Genomic DNA, 24,055 nt, shown 5'->3' on the forward strand with positions numbered 1-24,055 from the left:
AGAGATATTAAATTGTTCCTCCGTCGCCACACAGTAAAGCGATAGAGGCGTCCGAGTTATCCCCACTAGCTAAAGACTGTAACTGTTCATCAGTGAGACCAGTAGGCTTATTAGGCAAAGGTATTTCGTAAACTACCTTCCCATTAACACTATCTGGGGAATTCTTCTGAGTTCCAACTAGAGTGTGTTCGTTCACGCTGAATTCTACTCCATGAGGAATAGTCAGTCCGTTTTTCTCTAAAACACTGTTAGTTTGGGAGAAAAAAGCTTGCTTAAATTCTTCATCCAGCCATGTCTTAGCGATGATTTTAGACAATACTTTTTGAGATTCTCTATTGTCTGTTGCTAGTAATTGCATTTTTGTTACACCTTGATTTCAGAAGTTTTTCGAGCAGGTTCTAGATTCTATTAAGGGAAAAAATTCACCTTGCTGCCACTCGTTCTAAAAGAAATATTAAGAAAATATGCCTAGGAAAAGCAACCGTGATTATACGGAGAGTTTACTGAATTGGCTTACTACCCAAAATAAACTCCCCCACAGAAGATTCAGCATAATAATCTGTTCCAGCCAGATTCGCAAATAACTCAGCATCTCCCACTCCAATGGCACAAGGGGCAAGATTCATCGCAGTTGCTACCAAATACATTGTCTGCTGCAAGGAACCTACATCTTTGAGAATTATCGAGTAAGCGATGGACTGATAAACCCAGGCAACTCTAGGAAAGCGTGCGGCATAAATGATTAATACTTGCGGAACACAGTTTTTCTTGGTTGCTAGTGATGCCTCTTTTATCAGTATTTCTACTTGGTTATTTCTACCAGTTAGGCGACAAAGTTGATGTTCTTTAGGGCGATAATGATAAAAGCCCGACTGTAGATTATCACATAGATTAACAGCTAAGTAAAGTTCTAACTCATAACGACCTCCACCATTAGCGTAAGGTCTATGGTCGCACTCTCCATAATCTTTAGAAATTTTCCGGGTAGTTCTTGCTGAACGATAAAGAAACTCCCCAATTTGTTGAGCCGTTATCGGTGTATCTTCTTGATATCCTCTAATGGATTTTCTCTCTTCCAGAACCTGAGTAAAAGGAGTATCTTCCTGCTTAAGTTTTTCTATATTTGGTTTGTAAAGCTCAATAATGTCATTGGACATCTTAGGCTTGACGATGGGAGGCTGTTCTATTGTCTCTAAAAAACGAAAGGTTTTCCCCACGGGATTACTATGTCTACCCCATCGGCTTCGAGAATGAAATAGTAAATCGTGGAACTCCCAATGGGCAAGTGCTTCGTTTTTTTCTTCCTGAATCTTGCCATCTTCGGGAACTTGATAAAGGAGATTAGAACTTAAAAGCAGGCTGAAGAATAACTGGCTGATATCTTCCGAAATGTTAGGTATCTTAGCAGATATTTCCTGGTAATTATGGGGCTGGACAAGTTCAGCCATCAACGCAGCACCTTGCCAACCAGCTAAGATGATTTTGGCATGAGATAAAGGAGATTCTAAAACTAGCTGGTCTTCTTCTTTCCGACAATAGGCAAAACGTGACAGAATATATTTCTTGTCTTTTACTGCTTCTAGGTATTGAAATTGCTCAGAAGGCGCATTAGTAACCCTAGTTGCTAAGGGAACTCCATTACAAAGAACAGTGTGGCAGAGCATGCCATTTTCCGTGAACTTTTGCAGGTAGTAATAAAACTTAGGCAGTTCCGCGATACCATCTGTTTGTAGTACTAAATCACTAAGTTGTTCTTCAGTAGCGCCATTGGCGGAAATAGTCTCAATAGCTGCTAACAAACCGGGCGTTACCTGCTCAATTTTAAGGCTCTTTTCTGGATTATTTCCCCGGACATAAGGTGATTTGACTACAATATTATTGGTTGTCTCATTAATGAGAGAGACGTTTTTCTTGAAAGAAAGTAATAAAGATTGAGACATTTAACCCTGACTCCTGATTAATTCTTAGATAAACATAGGGAATGAATTTAGTTGGTCTTCCCTAAGAGATTTCGGTAACCAGCCCAATTTAACTGGCACTTCATATAATCTTCCTGGTCCCAATCTTTTCCAAAAGTGGCGCATTCCAGGAACGGTGACTTTGACAACATTTAGTCCTATATCAGGACGTGTTTGATCTAAAACCAGAACTTCCATACCATGCTTTTCAGCAATGTCTACGCACGCCATTACGTCTTCTTTACAATCATCACTCCACCTTTGGGGATAATCAGAATAAGCCTTTGGTTTAAGGCTGCTATCAGGGACAAGATAAGGCTGATTTTCGATAGTCGCCTTTTGCCACCAGTCTAGAGCAACCTCATCAGTGAAAGTATACTTGGTACTGCCATCAGCAGTTGAAGTCAAAACACCTGGTAGTATTTGACCTGCTTCAGTTATTGCCCGAAGTATCGCCATTTTTGCATCAAAATGAGCTCCAAAACCAAAAATAATATCCTCATTTTCCCTATCCATTCGTCGAGAAATAGCAGCAAAAACAGGTATATTTAAATCCGCCGTGATATCTAGCACCCAAAGTTCTCTGTTAAGGGTTTTGTAATAATCTTTTATTGCTTGAAAATATGGCTCATCAAAACTATCTAAATCTATAGCTGGACGTTTTACTCGGTTATACCACCACAAAGCCACACTATCTCGCTCTACCAGCTCCATAAAACCCTGAAAAATTGCTTCTTCCTTGGTATTTCCAGCCGCTGAACCGTTGGAATTTGCCCAACAAAAAGGATTTTGTTTTTTCGGATAACTGTAATAACAATAAGCCGTAGGAAGATATTTAAATTCTTGATTAGTTAGAGACCAAACAGGAGTCCATTCAATTTCTTTTGTTTCATCGAAAGGCTCCGGAACTCTTAAATAAGGAGCTAGTTTATCATTCTCTTGTCTACGATTTTTATATTGTTCTTCACTAAAATTAAGAAAGCTTTGAGGGTGAACCGCCGCACTACCCAAATTTAAATAGGTATCTTTCTGTCTAATTTCATCTCCCTGAAATACACCAGAATATCTCTCAATTGCTTCGCAGACTGCACTAACTTTAGCTTGAATGTCGGTTTTACCTTTACCGCCACTTCTGCCACGAATAGTTTCACGTAATAAGTATAAACTACCCGATTTAATGGCTGAGTTATGTCCAGCGGTATAACTATGCAATACTCCTTTTTCTTGCTGGTAATAAGGCTTTAACGTTTGAATTACTCCCGTAATTGAACTAATATGATGTTGATACTTCTCGAAAGTTTCTTCAGGAGAGAAACAACGGTGTCCGCCATCACTTGTGAAGGTTTTATGACGGCTTTCTAAAATAACAGGTGATGGTTCTCTGCTAAACTGACCAGGATTGCCACAACTAGGACATTGGGGGCGCTTTACCAAAATATGGCTTTCTGTTTTCAGAGAAAAAGTATTAAAAGTAATCAGGACATCTTCTAGCTGCTTATTCTCTTCCTGAACAATCCATTTAGCAATTTCAGTTGCTGCCAAATTTAGTCCAGTTTGCCATGTGGAAGGTAACATAGCCAAGGATGTTGGCAAAGGTATTGAAATACCCTTCTGTTTTCGGATATAACTTTCAACAGGGCGATTAGCTCTCAGGCGTTGAGCTAAGCATTCCCAGCAACCCGTTTTCCCTGGATAAAAAATTGGACCAATCCAAATAGTAGCTCCTACTGGTTTAACCAGTATCCAAGGACGTTGGAGAAATAAAGATTTTTGGTTAAATTCAGTCAGTCCCTCTTGCAAATAGTCATCAGTAACAACAATTCCTAGATCCCCATCACTACTGACTTGAATATTTAACGATTCGAGTGTGGCAATAAATTCTTGTCCAGGAACTTTTCCAAAAGTGTGAAGAGAAACTTTAGTAGAATTTAATTTACTAATAGCTGCTTGCGGAGTAACTTGCAAAAGCTCCCAAAAAGCCTCTACCGAGGAAGAAATTACTGCTTGACTTTCGACTAAATAGCCCTTTTGCTCCATGAGCATTAAGGCATAGTAAACTTCAGCAGCAGAAGCTTTTTCTTGCAAAAATTCGACAATTTCATCAACAGTATGCTTGCCATTAATTAATGGTGTTAATAGACCATATAAATGACCACTGAGCAAAAAACAATCTTGCTCAGACAGCAAAAATACATTAGATTCTACAATCTCGATATGGAAACAACTTTTAAACTTTGGTCTATTAATCATATTCAAGAAAGCGCCAAGTTCAGTTGTTGTTAACCCTTAACCCGACGTACACGAAAGTTTGCTCAAGCACTAGGGAAAATTATCTGACACTATCTTTAATAAAAATATCCGCAGTTGTACTTAAGTTATGGTCTATTTTATCAATAAGCATGAGCTTATTGATAAATGTTGAGCAAACCCTTGCTGACTCATAATTAAAATGATTTGTCAACCCCGGATTATACGTAAATTAAGTATGGTTTTGTAAAGAAGCAAGAAGACTTGACTAGGCTTCCTCGTTTTGTAAAAATGCTGACTTTTGACTAAAGGAGAACAAGCTCTAATTCTTTACTTTCCATACCTCTATCGAAGTTTCTAGCTCCTGGGTGACTGTGATAGTCTGCTCAATTGAGCCAGAAATTTGCTCAGCAGCTTTAGAGGTTTCTTCAGAAACCTGAGCCATCGACTTCATCCAGTCAATAAAATTCCTTGAGGTTTCCACGGGAGAGATGGTAGCCAGAGCAATTGATTCCACCAATTTGTCAGCCTGGTAAGAAGCTTCAAAAATCTCGCCCATACTTTGTTTCGTCTGTTTAACTAGGCGAGAACTTTCGTTGACGGTGTTCATTTCTTGATGCATTGCCTTGACTAGTTGAGCAGTTTCCTGTTGTATATTGTTAACAAGCTTTTCAATTTGTTGAATGACTAAGCTAGAGCGGCTAGTTAATTCACCAAACTCTTTAGCGACAACGGCAAAACCTTCGCTATCTTCACCCATCCTTGCCGCCTCAACACCAGTATCAATAGCTAACATATTTGTCTCTAAGGCGATTTCCTTAATTAAAGAAACCATGTGGCAAGCCTCTTGAGCAGACTTACCTAAACCCTGCATATCCGTGAAGGTATTTGCTACAGTTTTCTCTAAATTCCAGATATTTTGCAGGGCGGTATCCATTGCCAAACTACCAGCTTCAGCGCTACTAGAAGCGTAATTTAATAGAGAAGTAGCTTGGCTGACACTCTGAGCTAACTCTTGAATCGAATGCTGAATTTGCTCAATTGTATTGAGATTAAGACTAGTTTCTTGAGATTGTTGGCTAGATTCTGAGGAAATTTGGCGAACTGCCTCTTGATTTTTCTGGAGTGCAGTATTAGCTTCAGCTACGACTTGTTTAATCTTGACGGCAATTGCTTGCTGACGCGCCATAATCCCGTTGAAAGAGTCAGCAATACGTCCAATTTCTCCCTCTGTCACGCTAGCCCGCGCCCTGAGATCTCCCTGGGCAAAAGCTTCAATGTCTTTGAGCAGTTTTGCTAGTTGCTGTTGTTGTCTCTCCCGGAACTGACGTTGTTTGAGGGCTTCCTGGTGAGCTGCTTCCTTAAGCTGACGTTGTTTGAGGGCTTCTTGCTGAGCGGCTTCCTTAAGCTGACGCTGTTTGAGGGCTTCTTGTTGAACTGCTTCCTTAAGCTGACGCTGTTTGAGGGCTTCTTGCTGAGCGGCTTCTTTAAGTTGACGTTGTTTGAGGGCTTCTTGCTGAGCTGCTTCCTTAAGTTGACGTTGTTTGAGGGCTTCTTGCTGAACTGCTTCCTTAAGTTGACGCTGTTTGAGGGCTTCTTGCTGAGTTACTTTTGCTCGTGTAAAAGCGCGCTTAGCTTGAGCTTCTTGCTGTTTTCGCTGATCTTCCAATTCCTCTAGCGACGTTACTTGATCAAGAGCAAAGCCTATCTGAGTTGCCACTTGCTTGAAGAAATCAACTTCTAACTGCTTCCAATCCCTCGTTTCTGAACATTGATGGGCAATTAGTAAACCATGAGACTGCTTGTCAGCAATAATCGGCACTACCAAACTCGCCTTGACACAGAGGAGTTCCAGTTGTCGAATTTCAGATTCAGTCAAACTCGTTGTGTAGATGTCCTCAATCGCTTGACAGTGGTCTTTTTGGTAGTGGATAGTCTCTTTGTTCTTAAAAGCAGGTTCTCTAATTTGGCTACCTAGGGAAGCAGGCCAACCAAGGGCAATCGATTCAGCAATAATAGTACCCTCACCAGCATCATCGAAGCGATAAATAATCACACGATCTGCTTGCAAAGCCAGACGAGTCTCTGTAACTGCGGTATTGATGATATATTCCCGCTCCAGAGATGCCCGAATGCGAGAAGTAACCTGATGCAACTGCTGTGCTTGATTACCCTCAGCAGCTTGGAGTACCAGCCTTCCTGCTAGTTGATTAATTTTAGTTCCTAAAACCGATAATTCGTCTTCTCCCTCTACAAGGATGCGGGTATTGAGTTGCCCTTGACTTAACTGCTCCGCCGCCTTAGCCGCTACCAAAATTGAACTACTATTACGGTGTGCTATGCGGATTGCCATAGCACTTAAGAGTAAAGCTGCTCCTCCAGCCGAAAGCTTGAGAGTGAGCAGCAATAATTTCTGAAAATCTGAAAGAGTAGCAGTTTGATCTTGCCCCGTTGGAGTAGTTTCTCCTGGCACTAATTGAGGAGGTGGAGAGTTGCTAATTGACTCCGTGGCAATGATACCAATTACAGGGAGTGTGCCGAGAGCGATCGCTAAAACCGTTGCTTTCGTGCTTAAGGATTGCTGTTGCCAGATAGTCTTCATTTTTTGAGGAAATTGACGGAAAAAAGAAGTACCCGGCGATGGGGAAATTGAGGTAGAAGGAGAAACCCCAAGTAAGAAGGATTGTGGCGAATGGGTAATGCTATTCTGGCTAATGATCTCAGAGTTCGTTTTGCCTAAAGCACTACTTGACTGTTGCACTAGCGAAGCGTCAGCCCAATTAGCAATTTGCCCATGAATTACCAGAGTCAGTCCTGGGCGAAGTTGTATCTTGAAACTCTCAGCATCATCAGCTTCACCAAAAGCTGCCGTTTTTGTGACTGGAAATTCCCGCTTTTGAAATTGAGAGTAGAAGGACTTGGGAAACTGCTGTGTCGTCTCAGATAAAGTGTTTGGGGCTATAGGAAAAACTCTCTTGGGTTGTTCTGTCATTTCTACGAATTGGGATAAAGCTTCCGCTAAAATGCCAAGAATCTAGCGGCGAATAGGTTACTCCTGGTAACCTAGGAACTTAGGAAGATGTCAAAGAAAGTTGAAGGGAATTATTGAAGACTCGCTGGAGATCCAGTAGAAAAATTGTTGCAGTTGCTTGCCCCTGAGAGACAACAGCGCCATAACTGGCAAGCCCGAAGACACCTGACTGGCTCTCCGATGAAGGAATAAGGTGTATCCTCTCTAGAGGTAACTCCATTAAATTGGGTGGTTCCTCTACGGCAATACCCCATAGTTCTCCCTGAGGAGAGCGGGTAATTACGAGAAAAGCTTGAGCTACTGGTAATGGAAGTGAACTATCCGAGCTTAAGCGTTCAGACAAATTCAACATCCTAATCGTATACTTTCCCAGCTGGATTAACCCCATCGTTTTCAACCCCTTGTCAGCCGCAGTAGATGAATAATTTACTACCTTGAGTACCTCGCCAATGGGGAGCGCCAGGAGATAATCCGCAATCTGAAAAACGATAAACTTCTCAGTTTCTGACTCTTCGTACATAATCTTTTTTTGCTACTTGGCATCTAAAACTTTATTGATTACGAGTGTTCTCTAGTAACTCCGTCAACATTGTCAACAGCTTATGTTCTAAGTAAGGCTTAGTAATGTAGTCCGTTGCTCCCAACTCCTGGGCTAACAAACGGTGCTTATCACCGCTCCGGGAGGTTAGCATTAGTACAGGAATCTGCGCCAAAGTTGCATCTTCTTGACGGTATTTGAGAAACTCAAACCCATTGAGACGAGGCATCTCGATATCGCAAATTACTAGATCGATTTCCGAGTGAAGCTGAATTTGCTCGATTGCTTCGTAACCATCCTTAGCTTGAAGCACCTGATAGCCAGCCTGTTGTAGGGTCATTGCTAGAGTTTGCCGCACCGTAATTGAGTCATCTACTAAGAGAACCACTCTTTCTGGCTTGAACCGAAAATCTCCCTCAACCCTTGAGCGCCAGGAACCACCAGTCGCAGCGGGCAATTGCTTGTGTTCTTGACTCGATGAAAGGACTGTCGGTGTAGTAGTTTGCGCTTCGCGGTAAGCATTTGTATAGTAAAGCGAGCTGCTGTTGAGTCTATTAGTAGCAACACTACTGTTTTCCCCATCGAGCCTTGAGATAGACGAACTCTCTGTACTGTCATTAGCCTGTTGGTCAGATAGATACTGCAACAGCGCTTCCCCATCAAGTACCAGTGTCAACCGGCCATCGGCCAGAATACTTCCCCCGTAGACAAAACTCGGTGGCGTAATCATCCCTCCCAAGGGACGAACGACTAGTTCCTGATCACCAACGAGTTGATTGACTTCCAGACCCATCAATTGGCCTTGACAACGGATAATTAAGATAGGATTTACTGATTCTTGAGGTACAAAAGACTGTAACTTACGAGTACCTAAAGTTTCTGGAACTGGTGAATAATAATTCAAGAAAGTTGCCAGTTGATAAACTGGAATTAGTTGTTGGTCTGCGCCCTTGCCCCACCGCAGAGCTTTGCCATCTGACCAACACTGGAGTTGCGAAGGTTTAGGAATAATAATTTGCTCAATTGCCTCAGCCAACAAAGCATAAATGCGATTTCCTCCCCCAGTACCCGTGGAACTATCACCAGCCTGAAAGACAAGTAACTTGGCAATGGTGAGGCTGAGGGGAATTTGCAGGATAAATCTAGTACCCTGATCGATTTCAGCATCAACCGTAACCGAACCGTTAAGAGTTTGTATCTGAGTGCGAACTACATCCAAACCAATACCTCGCCCGGAGAGTTCGTTCACCTCAGAGACGGTAGAAAAACCCGGTTCAAACAGCAAATCTTTAAGCTGAGTTTCATCCAAAGCATGACTTTGTTCGATATCGAGCAGTTGAGTCTCTACCGCCCGTTGACGAATCTGCTCAAAATCTAACCCTTGACCATCATCTTTGACTTCAATCACCAGGTAAGAACCCCGATGATAAGCGCAGATGGAAATTAGCCCTTGAGGAGACTTACCAAACTGTTGCCGATGACTGGGAGACTCAATACCGTGGTCAAAAGCATTGCGTACCAGATGCAGTAAAGGATCATAGAGCTTTTCTGCTACCACTTTCTCTACTAGGACTTCCGTACCTTGCAGTTCCAGTGTTACAGACTTGTCATGTAGTACTTCTAACTGCTCAAGGACACGAGGCAAGCGATTGAAGATCTTTGCCAAAGGCAACATCCGAGCTTCAATGAGAGCATCGCGGGCACTAGTCAACAGTCGAGTTTGTTTGCCTAAAGTCTGACCAGACTGTCTGGAGAATAGCTCAATAGCATCACTGGCTTCTGCTAACTGCACTGTATCTTCCAGAATCGACTGGATGAGAAGTCCGGCTTCAGTATAGTGCTCTAGTTCTAGAGGATCGAAACGCTCTGTAGAGGCTTGGAAGTTAGCAATTGGCGCTGTTAACTTTAATTTATCGGCGTGCCATCTTTTACTATCCTGCCATTGCTCAGGCAAAGTAAACAGATGGTCCGATGAATCCCGCAATTGACTAAGTAGTTGCTGATGTTTTTGCAGACGACTAATGAGAACTTTTACTTGAGTTCGTAGTTGTTCGTTTTCTAGGGACTGACGGTTTTGGTTAGTCAGTAATTCCCCAATGGAATAATTGAGATGTTCTAAATGCTCAACATTGACCCGCACTGTACGAGCAGGAGAAGCTTTCTCTTGCCTAGGGACTGGCGATTGGTCATTCGTCAATACTTCTTTGGGCTGGGTTGAAGTTGTCCTTGGTTGTTGGTTTCTTCTGGCTGAAGCAAAACCATTCCCTATCTGCTTGCTGAAGAAGAATTCTTGTGTTTCTTCCTGTGCTAAGTCGGGCGTTTCTTCTACCATCCCAGTCAACACAAATTCTTCCTTTTCTTCTGCTGCTTGGTTAGAGAAGCTTAGAGGTAATTCATTGATTTCTTGGGCAGAATTTTCTCTGTCCACGCCCCAGATTGATTCTAGGAGTTCGTTGCTTGATTCTTCTTGCTGTGACTCGCCATCAAAATTTTCTGCCGGAAACTCTGTAGGTTCGATAACCGCATCTGTGGTCTTCAGAGTTATGCCAGCTAGTTGTTGCAGTGCTTCTGAGGGGTAACCGCCTTGGCTTCTGTCACCCTCTAGTACTGCGGCCTGTCCTTCCAGAAAGTCTTCTAAAGCCTGCCTAGCAATAGTTTCTGCCTGCTCAGGTTGATTATCTAGGGCAGTGAGCGCTGTCTGAGCAATAGCTCCAAAACCTGGTAAATTGAGGGATTCCGCTAAACCGAGTAAAACTTCTGCCTGGACTTGCAGAGCGTTGATAATCTCCTGCATATTGCCATGGTTCAAGGCAGTGGCGATCTCTTGTAACCTTTTAGTTACCCCTATTTCAAAAATAGACTGTGTTACATCAAAGCCTAATTCTGCCGAGGAGGGGAGATGATCCTTCTGAGCAAAACAGTCTCCTAACTTCTCTTGTAGTTGGGCGAAAATGGCCGCTGTTCGGTCAAGAACCTCTGCTTCATTGACTTGGCCACCTGTAAATTCGGCGGTTAGCGGCAGGTGAAGACACTCATAACCCTCAAAGAGCAAGGCTTCAACTTCTGAATCGATCAACAAGTCTGGTTGACACAGGGCTTTAAAAATATCCTCCAGGGAATGAGCTACACTTTTGATCGTCTCTAAGCCAACGCTGGCCGCAGCACCCTTGAGAGTATGAGTGATCCGCATCAGATTGTGGACTTTGTTGAGACTGTGGTTCTCTCTAAGACTGAGTAAGTCTTGTTCTAAAGCTTGCAAAAGTTCTGGCGCTTCCTGGAGAAAGCAGTTATAGCCTTGCTCACGAATAGTCGGCTCTTTAGTCATGGGAGTTGCAGGGAAAGCAGGTTGCAGGTTATAGGAAGGTTGGCAGATCGGAAACTTCCAACCTGCCAACTTTTGAGACTTCAATCGATTAATTGACCTTAAACTGGTCAGCACTTTCCTGGAGATTTTGGATCATTCCGAGGAGAGCCTTAAAGGAGCTGGAAATCTCCACCGAATCTTCCGAGGTTTTATCAGCGATCGCAGCCACTTCATTCATGGTTTGCGTTACTGATTGAAACTCCTGGGTTTGTACCTGAGTTGTCTGGGTAATTCCCTCAACTAGTTGGCTAATTTGACCTGTAGCTTCCACGATCGCATTGAGAGTTTGGCGAGCATCAGTGACCAAATGCGTGCCTTTAGCCACCTGCTGGATACCTTTCTCCATCACTGTCGAAACTTCCGCTGTACCCTGCTGAATTTCCTGGACTAGTTCGGCAATTTCCGTGGCAGCATCGGCAGATTGACGGGCTAGAGAACGCACTTCATCAGCGACAACCACAAAACCCCGTCCGTATTCACCTGCTCTGGTGGCTTCAATGGCCGCATTGAGAGCTAATAGTTGTGTTTGCGTGGTGAAGTTACTGATCAGGTTGACCACTTTAGAAACCTTCTGGGAAGATTCACTGAGGCGCTTGAGACGTTTGTTAGTTTCTGCTACTGTCTCCCGGATTTCCAGAATGCCGTCCACAGTCAGGTTCATTGCAGTATCCCCTTGCTGAACGGTATAGTTCGCTTTCTGCACTGCCTCTTCAACTTGTTGGGCACTACTACCAACAGCTTCTGTAGAATTGACCATCCTCTGGATGCGCTCTAGAGCCAGATCGAGCGCTTGGAACTGCTGCTGAGCCTGGGTAGTCAGACCAGCAATCGAGGTTTCGCTATCTTGAGAAGTTTGAGCAATTTTCCGGGAAGATTCCTGCACCTGATTAACAATATGGCGCAAGCTTTGCAGGGTGTTGTTATAAGCGTCAGCAATCGTACCCACCTCATTGTCTGTCACAGGAGCCCGCACCGTGAGGTCTCCTTCTAAGGCAGGTCTTACCGCTGAGAGTAACTTAATTACATCTTGCTGTAAGACTTCTTTATCCGCTTTTTCCCGTTCAGCCGCTTCTTGGAGTTTCTCAGACTGGTGCTGGATTTGTTCGAGATACTCGGACTGCTGTAGAATAATGCCGAACTGCGTAGCCATCTGCACGAGAAGATTGACTTCACCCTCTTCCCAGTTACGGGGCTGGCTATTTTGGTAAGTCATCAACAAACCCCAGAGCTTGTCGTTCTTCAACAGGGGAGCAATTACGTAGGCCCTAGCACCCCACTCTTCCAGTTGTTCCCTGGAAAAGGTCAAATCGTTGGTGTCATTGATATCGTTGACGGCCCGAGCTTCGTTTTTCCGATAAACACCACCCTTGGTTTCCTGCAAGACGGGATCCGCCACCAGTGCCTCTTGAGTACCGACCAATTTCACATAACCACTACCGACATCTTCAATTAAGATTTCTCCACTCCAATCGGGATTGAAGCGATACACTGCTACTCTGTCAGCTTTAAGCAGTTGCCGGAGTTCTTGGCTGGTGGCGCGGAACAAGCTAGAGGCGTTAAGGCTCTTCTGCTGTAAACGCTCAGCAATCCGCTGACCAGTTTTGTAAAGCAAGTTGATGAAGTTAGCTTCTCGTTCCGCTAGCTTATGTACTTGCTCAGACTGCAATTCCACTCGCTTGAGGTAGTATACCTGTTGCAAGGCTACCCCTACCTGCACAGCAAGTTGAGTGAGAGCGTTGACTTCATACTCTTGCCAATGGCGAGGCCCGCTGTTTTGGTAGGAACAGAGGATGCCCCACAGGTTACCCTCAATAAAAATCGGCGCAATCAGATAGGCTTTAACTTCAAATTGCTCTAAGATTTCTACGTGGCAATCAGAGTGACCAATTGTATAGATGTCATCAACTGCAAAGCTCTCACCATCACGATACCGGCCACCCTGAGTTTCTTGTAAATAGGTATCAGGCCAGACTGTCTGCATCCCCGGTCCCACCAGAGGTATCCAACCTTTTCCAACTTCCTCGGCAATGAACTTGCCACTCCAATCCGGCTCAAAGCGGTAAACAGCCAGGCGATCGCATTTAAACAACTGCCGGGTTTCTCGACTGATCGTACTCAAGACTTGAGCCTCAGAACGAGACCGGATCAGCTTAGAGGTAATTTTGGTTACCGCCTTTTCAGTTTCAGCGATTTTGCTCATCAGATTAGATTGCTCTTTCATCTGAGACAGGTTACTAGCCTGCTGTAGCGCCACCCCCAATTGGTTACCAACTTGAGTGACCAAATTGACTTCACTCTCTTGCCAATGCCTCGGTCCACTATGCTGAAATGCCGAGAGCAGCCCCCAAAGCTTTTGTCCTCGGAAAATAGAGACTACTAAGCAAGATTTGACTCCAAAGTATTCCAAGGCTTCCACATGGCAATCAGTCAGATCAGCATGGTAAACATCATCCACAACTAAGGCTTCGTGTTCACGGAACCTACCGCCTTGGTGTTCCTGTAGATAGGGGTCTTCCCAGCCACTACCGACTAGTTGAGGCCATCCCCCCGACTCAGACTCGTAAATAAAATCGCCAAAGTAGTCTGAGCGGAACTCATAGATAGCCATTCGTTCCACGCCTAAGAGGGTGCGGACTTCTTGCACTGCCGTCTGGAAAATAGTGTCGATGTCCAGGGTTTTGCGAATTTTGTCAATTACGCGGGCTAGTGCTTGCTCCCGATGGCTTTCTCTGGTTAGTTGTACACTTTGAGCTTGAATTTGTCGCAGGTACTCGGCTTTTTGGAAAGCTACAGAGAACTGAGAGGCAATCTGTTTGGCAAATTCAATTTCTGAAGCTTGCCACTGGCGCGGCGCAGAACACTGATGAACGCAGAGTAAACCCCACAATTTATTATTTTGTCGTAGTGGCACAATCAGGTTGGCCCGCACTTGAAACTGAGACAAAACCTGGATATGGCAATCGGAAAGACCAGCGTTCTCAATATCGGCGACTGCTTGAATGCGTCCTTCGTAGTACTTATCGGCAAACTGGTTGCCAAAACAGTGGTCATGAATCTTGGCTGCTATGGCACTGGAGTAACCATCCCGGACATCTTCGGCAACAAACTCGCCATCGTCATAACCAGAATCGGGATAAAACCGGAACACTCCCACCCGGTCGGCATTGAGGAAGCGGCGGACTTCGCTAACTGTTGTTTGAAAAACACTTTCCGAATCTAGAGTCTGCAAAATCCGCTCAATAATTTTGCCCGCCAGACGCTCTTGATCTGCTTCTTTGGCTAGTTGTAAAGTTTGAGCTTGAATTTGTTGCAGGTATTCTGCCTTTTGAAAGGCTACGGAGAATTGAGAGGCAATTTGCTTAGCGAATTCAATTTCTGAAGCTTGCCAGGGACGCGGCCCAGAACACTGGTGAATGCAGAGCAAACCCCACAATTTATTGTCTTGTCGTACTGGCACAATCAGGTTGGCCCGCACTTGAAACTGAGACAAAATCTTGATATGGCAATCAGAAAGACCCGCGTTCTCAATGTCGGCGACTGCTTGAATGCGTCCTTCGTAGTACTTATCGGCAAACTGGTTGCCAAAGCAGTGGTCATGTATCTTGGCCGCTATTGCCGAGGAATAGCTCTCCCCAACATCCTCGGCAACCAACTCGCCATCGTCGTATCCAGAGTCGGGATAGAACTGAAACACTCCCACTCGGTCAGCATTGAGGAAGCGGCGGACTTCTCTAACGGTTGTTTGAAAGACACTCTGGGAATCTGAAGCTTGTAGAATTCGCTCAACAATTCTGGCAATCAGCCGCTCTCGCTCTGCTTCTTTCGCCTGTTGTTGCTGTTGAATTCTCAGTTGTTCAATATATTCGGCCTTCTGCACAGCTAAGCTAAATTGATTAGCAATGTTTACAAGTAACTGAATATCAGCCGCAACCCAGGAACGAGCGCCACTGTTTTGATATGCCCCTAACATACCCCAGAGTTTGTTTTCCTGGAAAATTGGCACAATTACGTAAGCTTTGGCTTGGTATCTCTCTAGGGTTTCTAGGTAGCAGGGAGAGAATTCTGCGGTATAAATGTCATCAATCTGGATAAATTGCTTATCTTTAGCAAGGCTACCGCCCCGAGTTTCTTGCAGGTAAGAGTCGGCATCTGGAAGAATCAGTTCATTAATCACACAGCGTTCTGAGGTGGTGATCTGATCCATCTGCAAACGGTCATCTTTGGCTTGTGCTAGTAGCAGCGATGTCCAACCAGCAGCAACCGATTCCGCTACGAAATCTCCACTCCAGTCAGGGTTGAAACGATAGACTACTACGCGATCGCATTTGATTAGTCGCCGGATTTCTTGAGTAGAGGTACGAAAGACGCTGGATAAGTCGGTTGACTTGCGGATATTTTCGATGGCTTTGGCGAGGACTTTTTCCTCCTCAGCTTGCTTTTGCAATCTGGCCCGCAATTCTAGTGGCTGTAATCCTAGTTTAAGTTCAGCCACAATTTGGGTCAGTAGACTAATTTCTGCTTCCCGCCATCGTCGAGAAAGACCAGAACACTGTTGTACAACAAGCAAGCCCCACACTTGCCCTTGCAAGAAAATTGGTAGACAGAGGCTGGCTTTGACTTGGAACTGCTTGAGCAGTTGGAGTTGGTAAGGGCTGGGAGATTTCTGGTAAATTTGATCGAGAACAATTACTTCTTGTTGGCTGTATTCTTGCTGATTTTCGGCACCAAAAGCGATCGCTGGCAAAGACAGCCCCTGGCTGGGTGTGTAGCCAGTTTCTATCGCCTCAGCTAAGACAATACCCTGGCTTTCAGTCTCGAAGCGATAAATCAAAGCCCGGTCTACTTTTAAATAAGGGCGAATCTCGCTGACTGTAGTTTTGTACAGGGCTTCAATGTTTTCTGCTTGACGTACTCGACTAGCAATACTTGATAACCACTGCCGTTCCCGCTTGAATTTCTTCTCGGTAGCAAGACTTACGCTAGCCCGATATCCGTTTTGTAAATTTTTGGCCCACTCTTCTAGAGGTCGAAATTTTTCATCGGCTTGAGATTTGACTAAATATCCCCCCTGTTCCAGGTTAGCTTTGAGGGTGCTAACTAACTCTAAAGCCTGTTGCGGAGTTAAATTGCCCTGGAGTTTGGCAGGTACTCCATTACCATTGGTTTTACTGGGTACTGGTTCGGTATGAAGTGATGAAGTATCTTTGATTGGCTCTGATTCTTCGGCTTCGGGCCAGTCTAGCTCTAACTCTTCTTGATTTGGATTGTGGTCTTCGTTAAATGGGTTTCTTTCGTTGGCAATCGTCATGATTTATCTATCTATAATCTGATAATTTGTCTCTATACGCAGTTAGTTAGCTAACTAGATTCCTCTGCGGTTTACCTGCAACAGACGAGAGCTAGCAACTGCTGCTACATCTAAAACCGGGCTGCCGTTTTCAGGTAAAACTCCTAAAACAAAAGGCATCAACTTGGGAGGAAATAGACCACTAGCCGCTGTTTGGAGTTGCTGCAATTCGTGTAATTCGATGTCGTTTACCTGCTGCACTACTAAGCCGACATGTTGCTGATTAACCTGAATAACCATAGCTACAGGTGATACTGCTACTCGCAGTAGCTTAAACAGAGGCGGACAGCCGACAAGATGATTTAGGTCAACCAGCCAAAGCATTTCCCCTCGCCAATTACAAATGCCCAACACGCAATTGGACATTGCTGGAACTGGTAGAATTTGGGTCAGTTCGACTGAAATCACTTCTGTAATTTGCTCTAAAGGCAGCAGCGCACTTTCCTGGCGACCAAGGGGAAAGCGAAGCAAGCGCTGGCGGGTTTCTGGAGGTAGTGGTTCTAGGGTTAAAAAGTCAGGATCGGTCGCTGTTAGTGCAAAATCAAGTGAGGTCACCATTAGGATTGAAGGTTAGCAGGTTGGCAGGAAAAGCAGGTTCAATTATGCTTAAAAGCAGTCAATTGTTGAATCGTTTGCATTAGCTTGAGTTGGTCTACCGGCTTAGGTATATAGGCATCTGCTCCTAGCATTGAACCCCAGAGTTTATCTGCATCGGTTCCCTTAGTTGAGCAAATTACCACTGGAATTCGCTGGGTCAGAGAATTGGTTTTGAGTTGTCGGCAAAGTTCAAATCCGCTTTGTCCGGGTAAGATAACATCCAGAATTACTAAATCCGGCTGTTGAAGTTGGAGTTTGAGTTGGGCTTCTTCACCACTGGTCACACTAACCACTGTTATGCCTGCCTGTCTCAAGTAGTGGGTTAGTACCTGTGTGTCTGTCAAACTATCTTCGACTAAAAGGACTGTTGTCATTAGATTAGATACGTTCCTGTATTACAAAACTTGTGAATTATTTAGTTGTTTAGTGTTGTTAGTTATCGGCTGTTTTCCTATTGATAAAAAACTGCTAAGACGATGTCCGAGCCTCAGAGATATTTGGATGCTGGTAGATGCCTTTGGAGAATTTTCAGGACCTTTTCTGTCGCAATGGGTTTTGCTAAAAAGCCTGTGGAACCGACCATTTTTGCCCTTACTCGGTCGACAATTCCATCATTACTGGTGAGAATAATTACAGGTGTTTCTTTGAAGATTGAAATGCGGCGAATTTGGGCGCAGACTTCGTATCCGTTGACCACAGGCATAACCAAATCCAAAAAGATCAGGTCGGGTTTATACTCTAGTAGCTCAACAAGCGCTTGGAGCGGATCGAGAATACTGAGGCATCGATAGCCAGACTGGGTAAGAAGTTGACTCATCATCTCGCTGTCGAGTCGGCTATCATCAATGCAAGCTATTAAGGGAGCTGTGGGACGCGATCGCTTAGTAGCATTGCTCTTCTGGGGTGGAACCGAGCTAATGGAGGAGGAGGTAATGGTTGCTGACGTTTGGTTAACGGTTTGAGAAGAGGGATGCTTGAGATTGAAATCTGCCACCTCACTCAGGCTAATCAACCCTTTACGAACGTAGGGCATAATTGATTGGGTTAGAGGCAATAAATTCTGCTTCAGCTTAAGTGCTAAGTCTCTGAAAGTTCTATTACCATCCGCCAGCGTAGTTAGGTTATCGTAAGCTAGTGGTGAAGTCTGTCGCCTTAATTCCCTAGCTTGCAAGATTACAGGAGCCATGTTTGGGGAAACATCGAGCAAACCAGCCTGCTGCCAATCTTCCCAGATTTGGCTTGCCTTGTGCAAAGCTCGATTAGCTGGGACTAAGGCCAATTGAGAATTTTTTGTATTGCGAGGAATCTGCTCAAAGATTGGCTGCTTCTCTGAGCCAGAATAGAGTTGTTCTCCCTGTTGGATAATATCGAAAAAAATCTCTGTAATGTTAGCTTCAATGACTGCTGCCATCTGTTTTTGTTCAACTTTGCCCAACATCACCAGTTTTGCGAGGGAATCGTAATCACAATACTGGAATCGATCCGACCCGTAATAAGCCGTTTCCAGGGGCAATCGTGGACAGTACTCTAATAGTTGTCTACACCAACGGCGAATTGTATGTACCCCACCTGTACCCCCAATTAAATAGCCTTGGTGAAAAGAAAAACTCCACGTCTGATTCTGGGTATCTGTGACAGACAACAGACCTGTAAATTGCTCATGAGTACAAGCCTGAATTCGCTTTGCCAATTCGTTGGTAGTAAATACCTTATAAGTTGCCATTTGGGGCTTCATAGAGCTAACAGATGATGGAATAAACATTTTTATAAAATTTGAATTTTCAGCATCAATCGCTAGGTTGACCACAACCACATTTGAGTAGCATCTGCTTTTTTAACTCAAATAGTCTGCTGAACTTTATCCCATTCGACGACAAAGGAAGAGTTCTTGCTTTACTAATACATGCAATTGGCAAGGAAATCTGGATAGATGGGATTTTAATAGGGATGTATTCGTATCTCTCTCCAAAGTTAGCAGCAGCCAAAATAACAGTTATGTTGCTGACTTATGACCCAGGTTGCTCGGAAGAATTTGGAGCATTTCAAACCTATTTTTTTAAGTCTTCAACTAATCAAAATTTTGGCTATTTTTGTCTAAAAAACTAGCTTTTTTGAGATTTTTGCCAAATCACTGGACTACTTTAAAGTAAACTAAGTTCCCTAAACTCAATGCTAATTTGTAATTTTTTCTGATAACCCTGAGCAAATATCTTGCTTGCCTCAATACAAACCATTGAGTCTATGGTTAAACAACACTAATTTGCTGAAAAAATCTTAGTAATTTTTCCTGATAAATATTCTTCAGTTGAAACAAAGTGTGTATTTTAGCTAGACTTTAACCCCAAGTACCCAGAATTCCTAGCAATTGTACTTACTGAGCCTTAATTTATATGAGTAGTGTTTGTTCAACATAACATAAGAAATTCTTGGGCTGCAATACTGACGAAGAGTCATTTTATTGCTTTGATGGAAACAATTTCTCTACAAAAAATACACGCAAATTTCATAACCAACCAAGAATTATTAAATATTTACCAAGTATCAATCCCAAAAAGACGTTAAATACCCATGAAAGTTGCCATGAAAAGAAGGGGCATCAGTATTTTCTTGAGATAGCTACTTTTAAGAGGAATATTTTACATAAATTTACAAATGCCACTATTCTATCGACTTACTCCAAGAATAGTCGCAGCAGTTTGCTACTGAGGGGATAATACATGTAGGGCAAAAAGCTTGAGGCAGATGAGTAAAGCCTTGGCGGCAGGGGAATCTTCTACCACGCCAATAACTCTACAGGTAAACTACCTTAATTGTCGGATTAACTGTTAACTAAATAGAAAAGGGGGAAAAGCCAATATTTTCTTTTCCCTTTAACTGAGTCTGCCTAATTACCTTTTTTTTTAGACCAGCCTCTCTAGACAGGTGAGTAGCTTAGTCATTTCAGCTAGTTTCTTGTAATGGAGGTAGTCTCAGTTAAAACTTCAGAAAAAGCGAAGTCTGGTTCAGCCAAGACTAAGACTGTTGCAGGTAATCCAGTTGCCATTGCCTGTAAACGTTGGTAATAGACGCTAAAGTTTTCACTAGGTTGAGCAATACCAAGGAAGATAAGATCGGAATTTTCTGAAGAACGACGGAGGATTTCATTAAAAGGTCGCCCATTGGAGACAATTACTTGCGGTATTGCGCCAATTCGTAGCTGTTGTATCAAGTCTTCTAAATTGGAGCGTGCTGCGTGGGCGGCGGCATCATTAGGAACTACGAGTTTTAGATTCATCTGAGCGCCGCGCCATTCTATGCTGGTGCGTAACAGGTAAGCCAAAATTAGCATCAAAGAGCCGTTGGCTTGCATTCCTCCCCACCAAACATCAATCTGCTGGCGACGACCGAAACCGCGATCACCTGCATCGCGGAAGACAACGACGTTGCGCCGCGCCTGATGAAGGTTCGTAATCATCTGGCAGTACCGCTCCCGCAGAGCTGGCTTTTCACTATCACCCAGCATGATTGTATTGGGTACCAGTGGCCCTAGACCGTAAGTTTCCACCATTCGCTGTACACCTGTAAATAAATCAGGAGCAGTGGTGAGCCTCACTAGACCTTGGACACCTCGGCGCTCCAAATAGTCGCGGATTGTGCCTTCCATCTCTACTTGCTGTGCCGTGTCGCGGGAACCACTCGGCAGCACACTAGATACCGTAAACAGGCTGCGGTTATGGGTCAGGTTAGCCGCAAATTCGATCAAGTTCCAACGGCGTGTTGGTGCGCCAGAAAAAACCAGAATATGAGGTCGCCAGTTCTTGGTATCAGGTGTGTAGTCTATTTGCAGCACTCCCTGACGTACCAAAGCCATCCAAATTCCTTGTCTAACATCTCCCCAGGCACTTTCGAGTTCCCGGCGCTCTAGCCAAATATAAATACCAAAGACGATGATCGCCGCCATGATGGTAGAGAGCGGATCGATCAAAAACATCACGCTTAAACAGCCGATGACACCGAGCAGCGAAAGCGACCAGTGTACACGGAAGGAGGGACGAAAAGAAGGACTTCTTAAGAAGGTTTCAATGCCAGCTGCCAAGTTCAATACCAGATAGGTGGTAAGAAAGAACATTGACAAAACTGGTGCGATCAAATTTAGGTCGCCCACGGCAACTGCTACTAAAACCAATCCTAAGGTTACAGTTGTCGCAACACGCGGCTCGTCATCTGCACCACTACCCGTACCCAGAAACCTCAGCCAGGGTGGCAATATACCGTCACGGGCAAGTGCTTGCAGAACGCGGGGAGCACCAAGAATGCTGCCGAGGGCGCTGGAAAGAGTAGCTCCCCAAACCCCTACTAAAATTGCTGGTCCCCACAGAGACATTTGCTGCATAATCAAGGGTTCGGCAATCAGCGTAGAGGCATCTGCGCGCATGGCTAAGATAATCGGCAACACCATATAAATGGCGTAACCAGTACCGACTGCTGCCAGTGTGCCAGTTGGGATTGAGCGAACGGGATCTCGCAAATCCCCTGACATATTTACGCCGGCCATAATACCTGTCACAGCGGGAAAAAATACGGCGAAGACACCCCAGAAAGGTTCTGAATTTTCTGGCTTTGCTCCCCACATCTCGATTGAGGTGTTGGGATCTACGGCATGACCAAAGAGCAACGACAGCAGAGATAGAGCAATGCCCGCCATAATAAAGTACTGAGCTTTAATGGCTACCTGAGCAGAAGTGATCGCCAAAATAGCTACCAGGACGGTGGTTATTAAGGCAACTATTTGCTGATTGAATTGGGGAAAGGCTTCAACCACACTCTCCGCAAAACCAATAGTGTAGAGAGCGACGGAAATTGCCTGGGCAAAGTAAAGGGGAATACCAATCGCGCCTCCTGACTCGATGCCCAGAGAGCGACTAATCATATAATACGCACCTCCTGCCCGAACCACTCTGTCTGTAGCGATCGCGCAGATAGACAAAGAGGTGAGAAAGGTAATCGAAGTCGAAAGAGTAACGATCAAAAGGGTTCCTAGCAAGCCGACGTTGCCGACGACCCAGCCGAACCGGAGGTACATGATCACCCCTAAGATTGTGAGGATCGACGGTGTATATACACCGCCGAAGGTTCCCAGGCCAGTACCCTGTTGGGGAGGACTAGAAGTAGGGGACTTCAGAGTGCGGCTAAATGGAAATTTCACTTTTATAGCTCAGTTTTCAATTCGAGTACCAGCAATCCTAACTTAAACTTCCTATCATTCTTGAGCCTCAATCTCGGCTCATTATCGCAGTTTTGATTGCTTGGAAAGCTCGGAGTATTCTTGAAATTTACCAGTTCAAAACATTAAACCCACCGATGCACCCTACTTCAGAAAAGGTCTGGTCTGTTGAGACCTTACTGATGCTGTTTTGTCAATTATCCGTCACTTAGGTTTTTTTTTCTAGGGTGGCAAAATTGACCAGATTAACTTTACCACCCATAAGATGATTCAGGTAAGCCACAGGATAACTACGGTAATAAAGTAAAGTGAACTCAGTATGTTACTGTTAAATTTGTTCTCTAGTTGTTTGACAATCTTCTGCTGACGGGAGTTTTCAGTTTTACCGTGTCCGTCAATTTTTGGTATTTCTCACGGAGACTCAAGAGAAAAAAATACTACCCTCTCATCCTGGCAAGATGCCCATTGACTAAAAGGTTAACTTAAGCTTTTACCTATTACACACCCTATCGGTAAGAAACTCAGGATAGGGCTAAATAGCTGCTCTTTTCGCCTTGTTGCCTTAGATTTGGCAGTATCTTACTGCTGCAACTCAGGTAATATAAATTTTTATAACAAAACTATAGTTGTCAGGTAATTGGACGGACAAGCAATGAACAAGCTATGAATAAGAAAAGGGGAAACTCAAATCGCCTTAGTTTACTTATACGCCGATCCTCCAGCTTATCAGATTTTGACAATTAGCAGTTAAGCTAAGGGGCTATTTTTTCTCAAGAGAAAAAAAATCCCCACCATTAATGTTGATCGATTAACCGAACTTTTTAGGGTATCTAAGAGCATCTATTTAACTGATGAGAAGGATCTGCGGCGAATTATGAGTTTATCGCCCCTCTCACCTAAGATCTTGACACCATGAGCTTGCTCAACTCTCTGCCATCTTGCCGTATCTTTTCTTTGATCATCTCGACCACCCTGGTAACTTCATCAAGCTTGCTACCACAGCATTTGGCATGGTCGCATCCAGAAGGGAAAATCAGTCTCCGATTTCCGGTGGAAGACGTAGGACAACCGGAAAACGGCTCAGTCGGGGGAGGGGTGCGCGGTGGTGAGGATGGCTCTTCCTTCTGCTTCAAGGATGCACAAAAGCCGATGACTGCCTTGATACCTATATATTCTCATGTCGGCATAACAACTTCTGCCCATCCCACATTCTTTGTGTATGTTCCCCAAATTCAGCCACAAGAGGCCCGATTCGTTGTCTACGACGAATTAGGAAATCAACTTTACTTAACAGAAGTTGCACTGACTGGCACACCGGGCATAATTCAACTGAAGCTGCCGGAAACCATATCTTTAGAAAATGAGCAAGACTATCTATGGCAATTCATAATTAGCTGCACTCCGGAAAACCCAAGGCTGGAAGAAATGGTTTGGGGGATTATCCGGCGCACTCAATTGAGTCCAACCGCCAAACGTAAACTAGAGCGACTGCAATTTCAACAGCAAGCTACACTACTCAAGCAAGCCCAAGTCTATGCAGAAGCCAAGGTTTGGCACGATACTCTGACAATCCTTGCTCAGTTGCGCAATTCTCGTCCCCAAGAATGGGAAGAACTACTCAAATCAGTAGGTTTAGACCAGATGGCTCAAGAACCTTTCGTTGAGTCCCGCACGAGATAAAACGGTGTTGCCCAATTAGGGGATGAATAAACGACAACAGGGAAAGTAATTGCTGAAAATCCCCAATCATCTGGCAACACCGATCAAACT

At 44.2% G+C, this 24,055-nt stretch carries 12 protein-coding genes; 1 reads left to right on the forward strand and 11 read right to left on the reverse strand.

Features of this window, described 5'->3' with window-relative positions:
- Positions 1–7: 7 nt before the first annotated feature.
- The 11 genes from ACT7WV_RS22400 to ACT7WV_RS22450 form a co-directional block, all read right to left on the reverse strand.
- On the reverse strand, positions 8–358 hold the full coding sequence (locus ACT7WV_RS22400) for a hypothetical protein (protein ID WP_445104997.1): 351 nt from the start codon (positions 356–358) through the stop codon (positions 8–10).
- A 142-nt stretch (positions 359–500) separates the two neighbouring features.
- Complete coding sequence (locus tag ACT7WV_RS22405; RefSeq protein ID WP_445104998.1) at positions 501–1,940, reverse strand: SagB family peptide dehydrogenase; 1,440 nt, start codon at positions 1,938–1,940, stop codon at positions 501–503.
- Positions 1,941–1,964: 24 nt separating this feature from the next.
- On the reverse strand, positions 1,965–4,208 hold the full coding sequence (locus tag ACT7WV_RS22410; protein WP_445104999.1) for a TOMM precursor leader peptide-binding protein: 2,244 nt from the start codon (positions 4,206–4,208) through the stop codon (positions 1,965–1,967).
- 319 nt (positions 4,209–4,527) lie between these two features.
- Positions 4,528–7,197, reverse strand: coding sequence for a methyl-accepting chemotaxis protein (locus tag ACT7WV_RS22415; RefSeq protein WP_445105000.1), 2,670 nt, complete (start codon positions 7,195–7,197; stop codon positions 4,528–4,530).
- Positions 7,198–7,276: 79 nt separating this feature from the next.
- Positions 7,277–7,756 (reverse strand): chemotaxis protein CheW, encoded by a 480-nt coding sequence (locus ACT7WV_RS22420; RefSeq protein ID WP_445105001.1) that lies wholly within the window; start codon positions 7,754–7,756, stop codon positions 7,277–7,279.
- A 31-nt stretch (positions 7,757–7,787) separates the two neighbouring features.
- Positions 7,788–11,099: a response regulator gene (locus tag ACT7WV_RS22425; protein WP_445105002.1), complete on the reverse strand. Its 3,312-nt coding sequence runs from the start codon at positions 11,097–11,099 to the stop codon at positions 7,788–7,790.
- An 88-nt stretch (positions 11,100–11,187) separates the two neighbouring features.
- Positions 11,188–16,446, reverse strand: a complete 5,259-nt coding sequence (locus tag ACT7WV_RS22430) for a GAF domain-containing protein (RefSeq protein WP_445105003.1) — start codon at positions 16,444–16,446, stop codon at positions 11,188–11,190.
- A gap of 54 nt (positions 16,447–16,500) precedes the next feature.
- Positions 16,501–17,043 (reverse strand): chemotaxis protein CheW, encoded by a 543-nt coding sequence (locus ACT7WV_RS22435; RefSeq protein WP_445105004.1) that lies wholly within the window; start codon positions 17,041–17,043, stop codon positions 16,501–16,503.
- A gap of 38 nt (positions 17,044–17,081) precedes the next feature.
- On the reverse strand, positions 17,082–17,456 hold the full coding sequence (locus ACT7WV_RS22440; RefSeq protein ID WP_445105005.1) for a response regulator transcription factor: 375 nt from the start codon (positions 17,454–17,456) through the stop codon (positions 17,082–17,084).
- A 113-nt stretch (positions 17,457–17,569) separates the two neighbouring features.
- Positions 17,570–18,805 (reverse strand): response regulator, encoded by a 1,236-nt coding sequence (locus ACT7WV_RS22445; protein ID WP_445105006.1) that lies wholly within the window; start codon positions 18,803–18,805, stop codon positions 17,570–17,572.
- 1,221 nt (positions 18,806–20,026) lie between these two features.
- On the reverse strand, positions 20,027–22,267 hold the full coding sequence (locus ACT7WV_RS22450; protein WP_445105007.1) for an APC family permease: 2,241 nt from the start codon (positions 22,265–22,267) through the stop codon (positions 20,027–20,029).
- A 930-nt stretch (positions 22,268–23,197) separates the two neighbouring features.
- Here ACT7WV_RS22450 and ACT7WV_RS22455 point away from each other — a divergent pair.
- Positions 23,198–23,965 (forward strand): DUF928 domain-containing protein, encoded by a 768-nt coding sequence (locus tag ACT7WV_RS22455; protein WP_445105008.1) that lies wholly within the window; start codon positions 23,198–23,200, stop codon positions 23,963–23,965.
- Positions 23,966–24,055: the final 90 nt, after the last annotated feature.

This window comes from Symploca atlantica LB2515, from assembly GCF_052546295.1.

Coding starts and splice junctions, on each gene's coding strand:
- ACT7WV_RS22405 (WP_445104998.1), bottom strand. CDS start 1,940: ATGTCTCAATCTTTATTACTTTCTTTCAAGAAAAACGTCTCTCTCATT.
- ACT7WV_RS22455 (WP_445105008.1), top strand. CDS start 23,198: ATGAGCTTGCTCAACTCTCTGCCATCTTGCCGTATCTTTTCTTTGATC.
- ACT7WV_RS22400 (WP_445104997.1), bottom strand. CDS start 358: ATGCAATTACTAGCAACAGACAATAGAGAATCTCAAAAAGTATTGTCT.
- ACT7WV_RS22420 (WP_445105001.1), bottom strand. CDS start 7,756: ATGTACGAAGAGTCAGAAACTGAGAAGTTTATCGTTTTTCAGATTGCG.
- ACT7WV_RS22415 (WP_445105000.1), bottom strand. CDS start 7,197: ATGACAGAACAACCCAAGAGAGTTTTTCCTATAGCCCCAAACACTTTA.
- ACT7WV_RS22445 (WP_445105006.1), bottom strand. CDS start 18,805: ATGGCAACTTATAAGGTATTTACTACCAACGAATTGGCAAAGCGAATT.
- ACT7WV_RS22425 (WP_445105002.1), bottom strand. CDS start 11,099: ATGACTAAAGAGCCGACTATTCGTGAGCAAGGCTATAACTGCTTTCTC.
- ACT7WV_RS22430 (WP_445105003.1), bottom strand. CDS start 16,446: ATGACGATTGCCAACGAAAGAAACCCATTTAACGAAGACCACAATCCA.
- ACT7WV_RS22435 (WP_445105004.1), bottom strand. CDS start 17,043: ATGGTGACCTCACTTGATTTTGCACTAACAGCGACCGATCCTGACTTT.
- ACT7WV_RS22410 (WP_445104999.1), bottom strand. CDS start 4,208: ATGATTAATAGACCAAAGTTTAAAAGTTGTTTCCATATCGAGATTGTA.
- ACT7WV_RS22440 (WP_445105005.1), bottom strand. CDS start 17,456: ATGACAACAGTCCTTTTAGTCGAAGATAGTTTGACAGACACACAGGTA.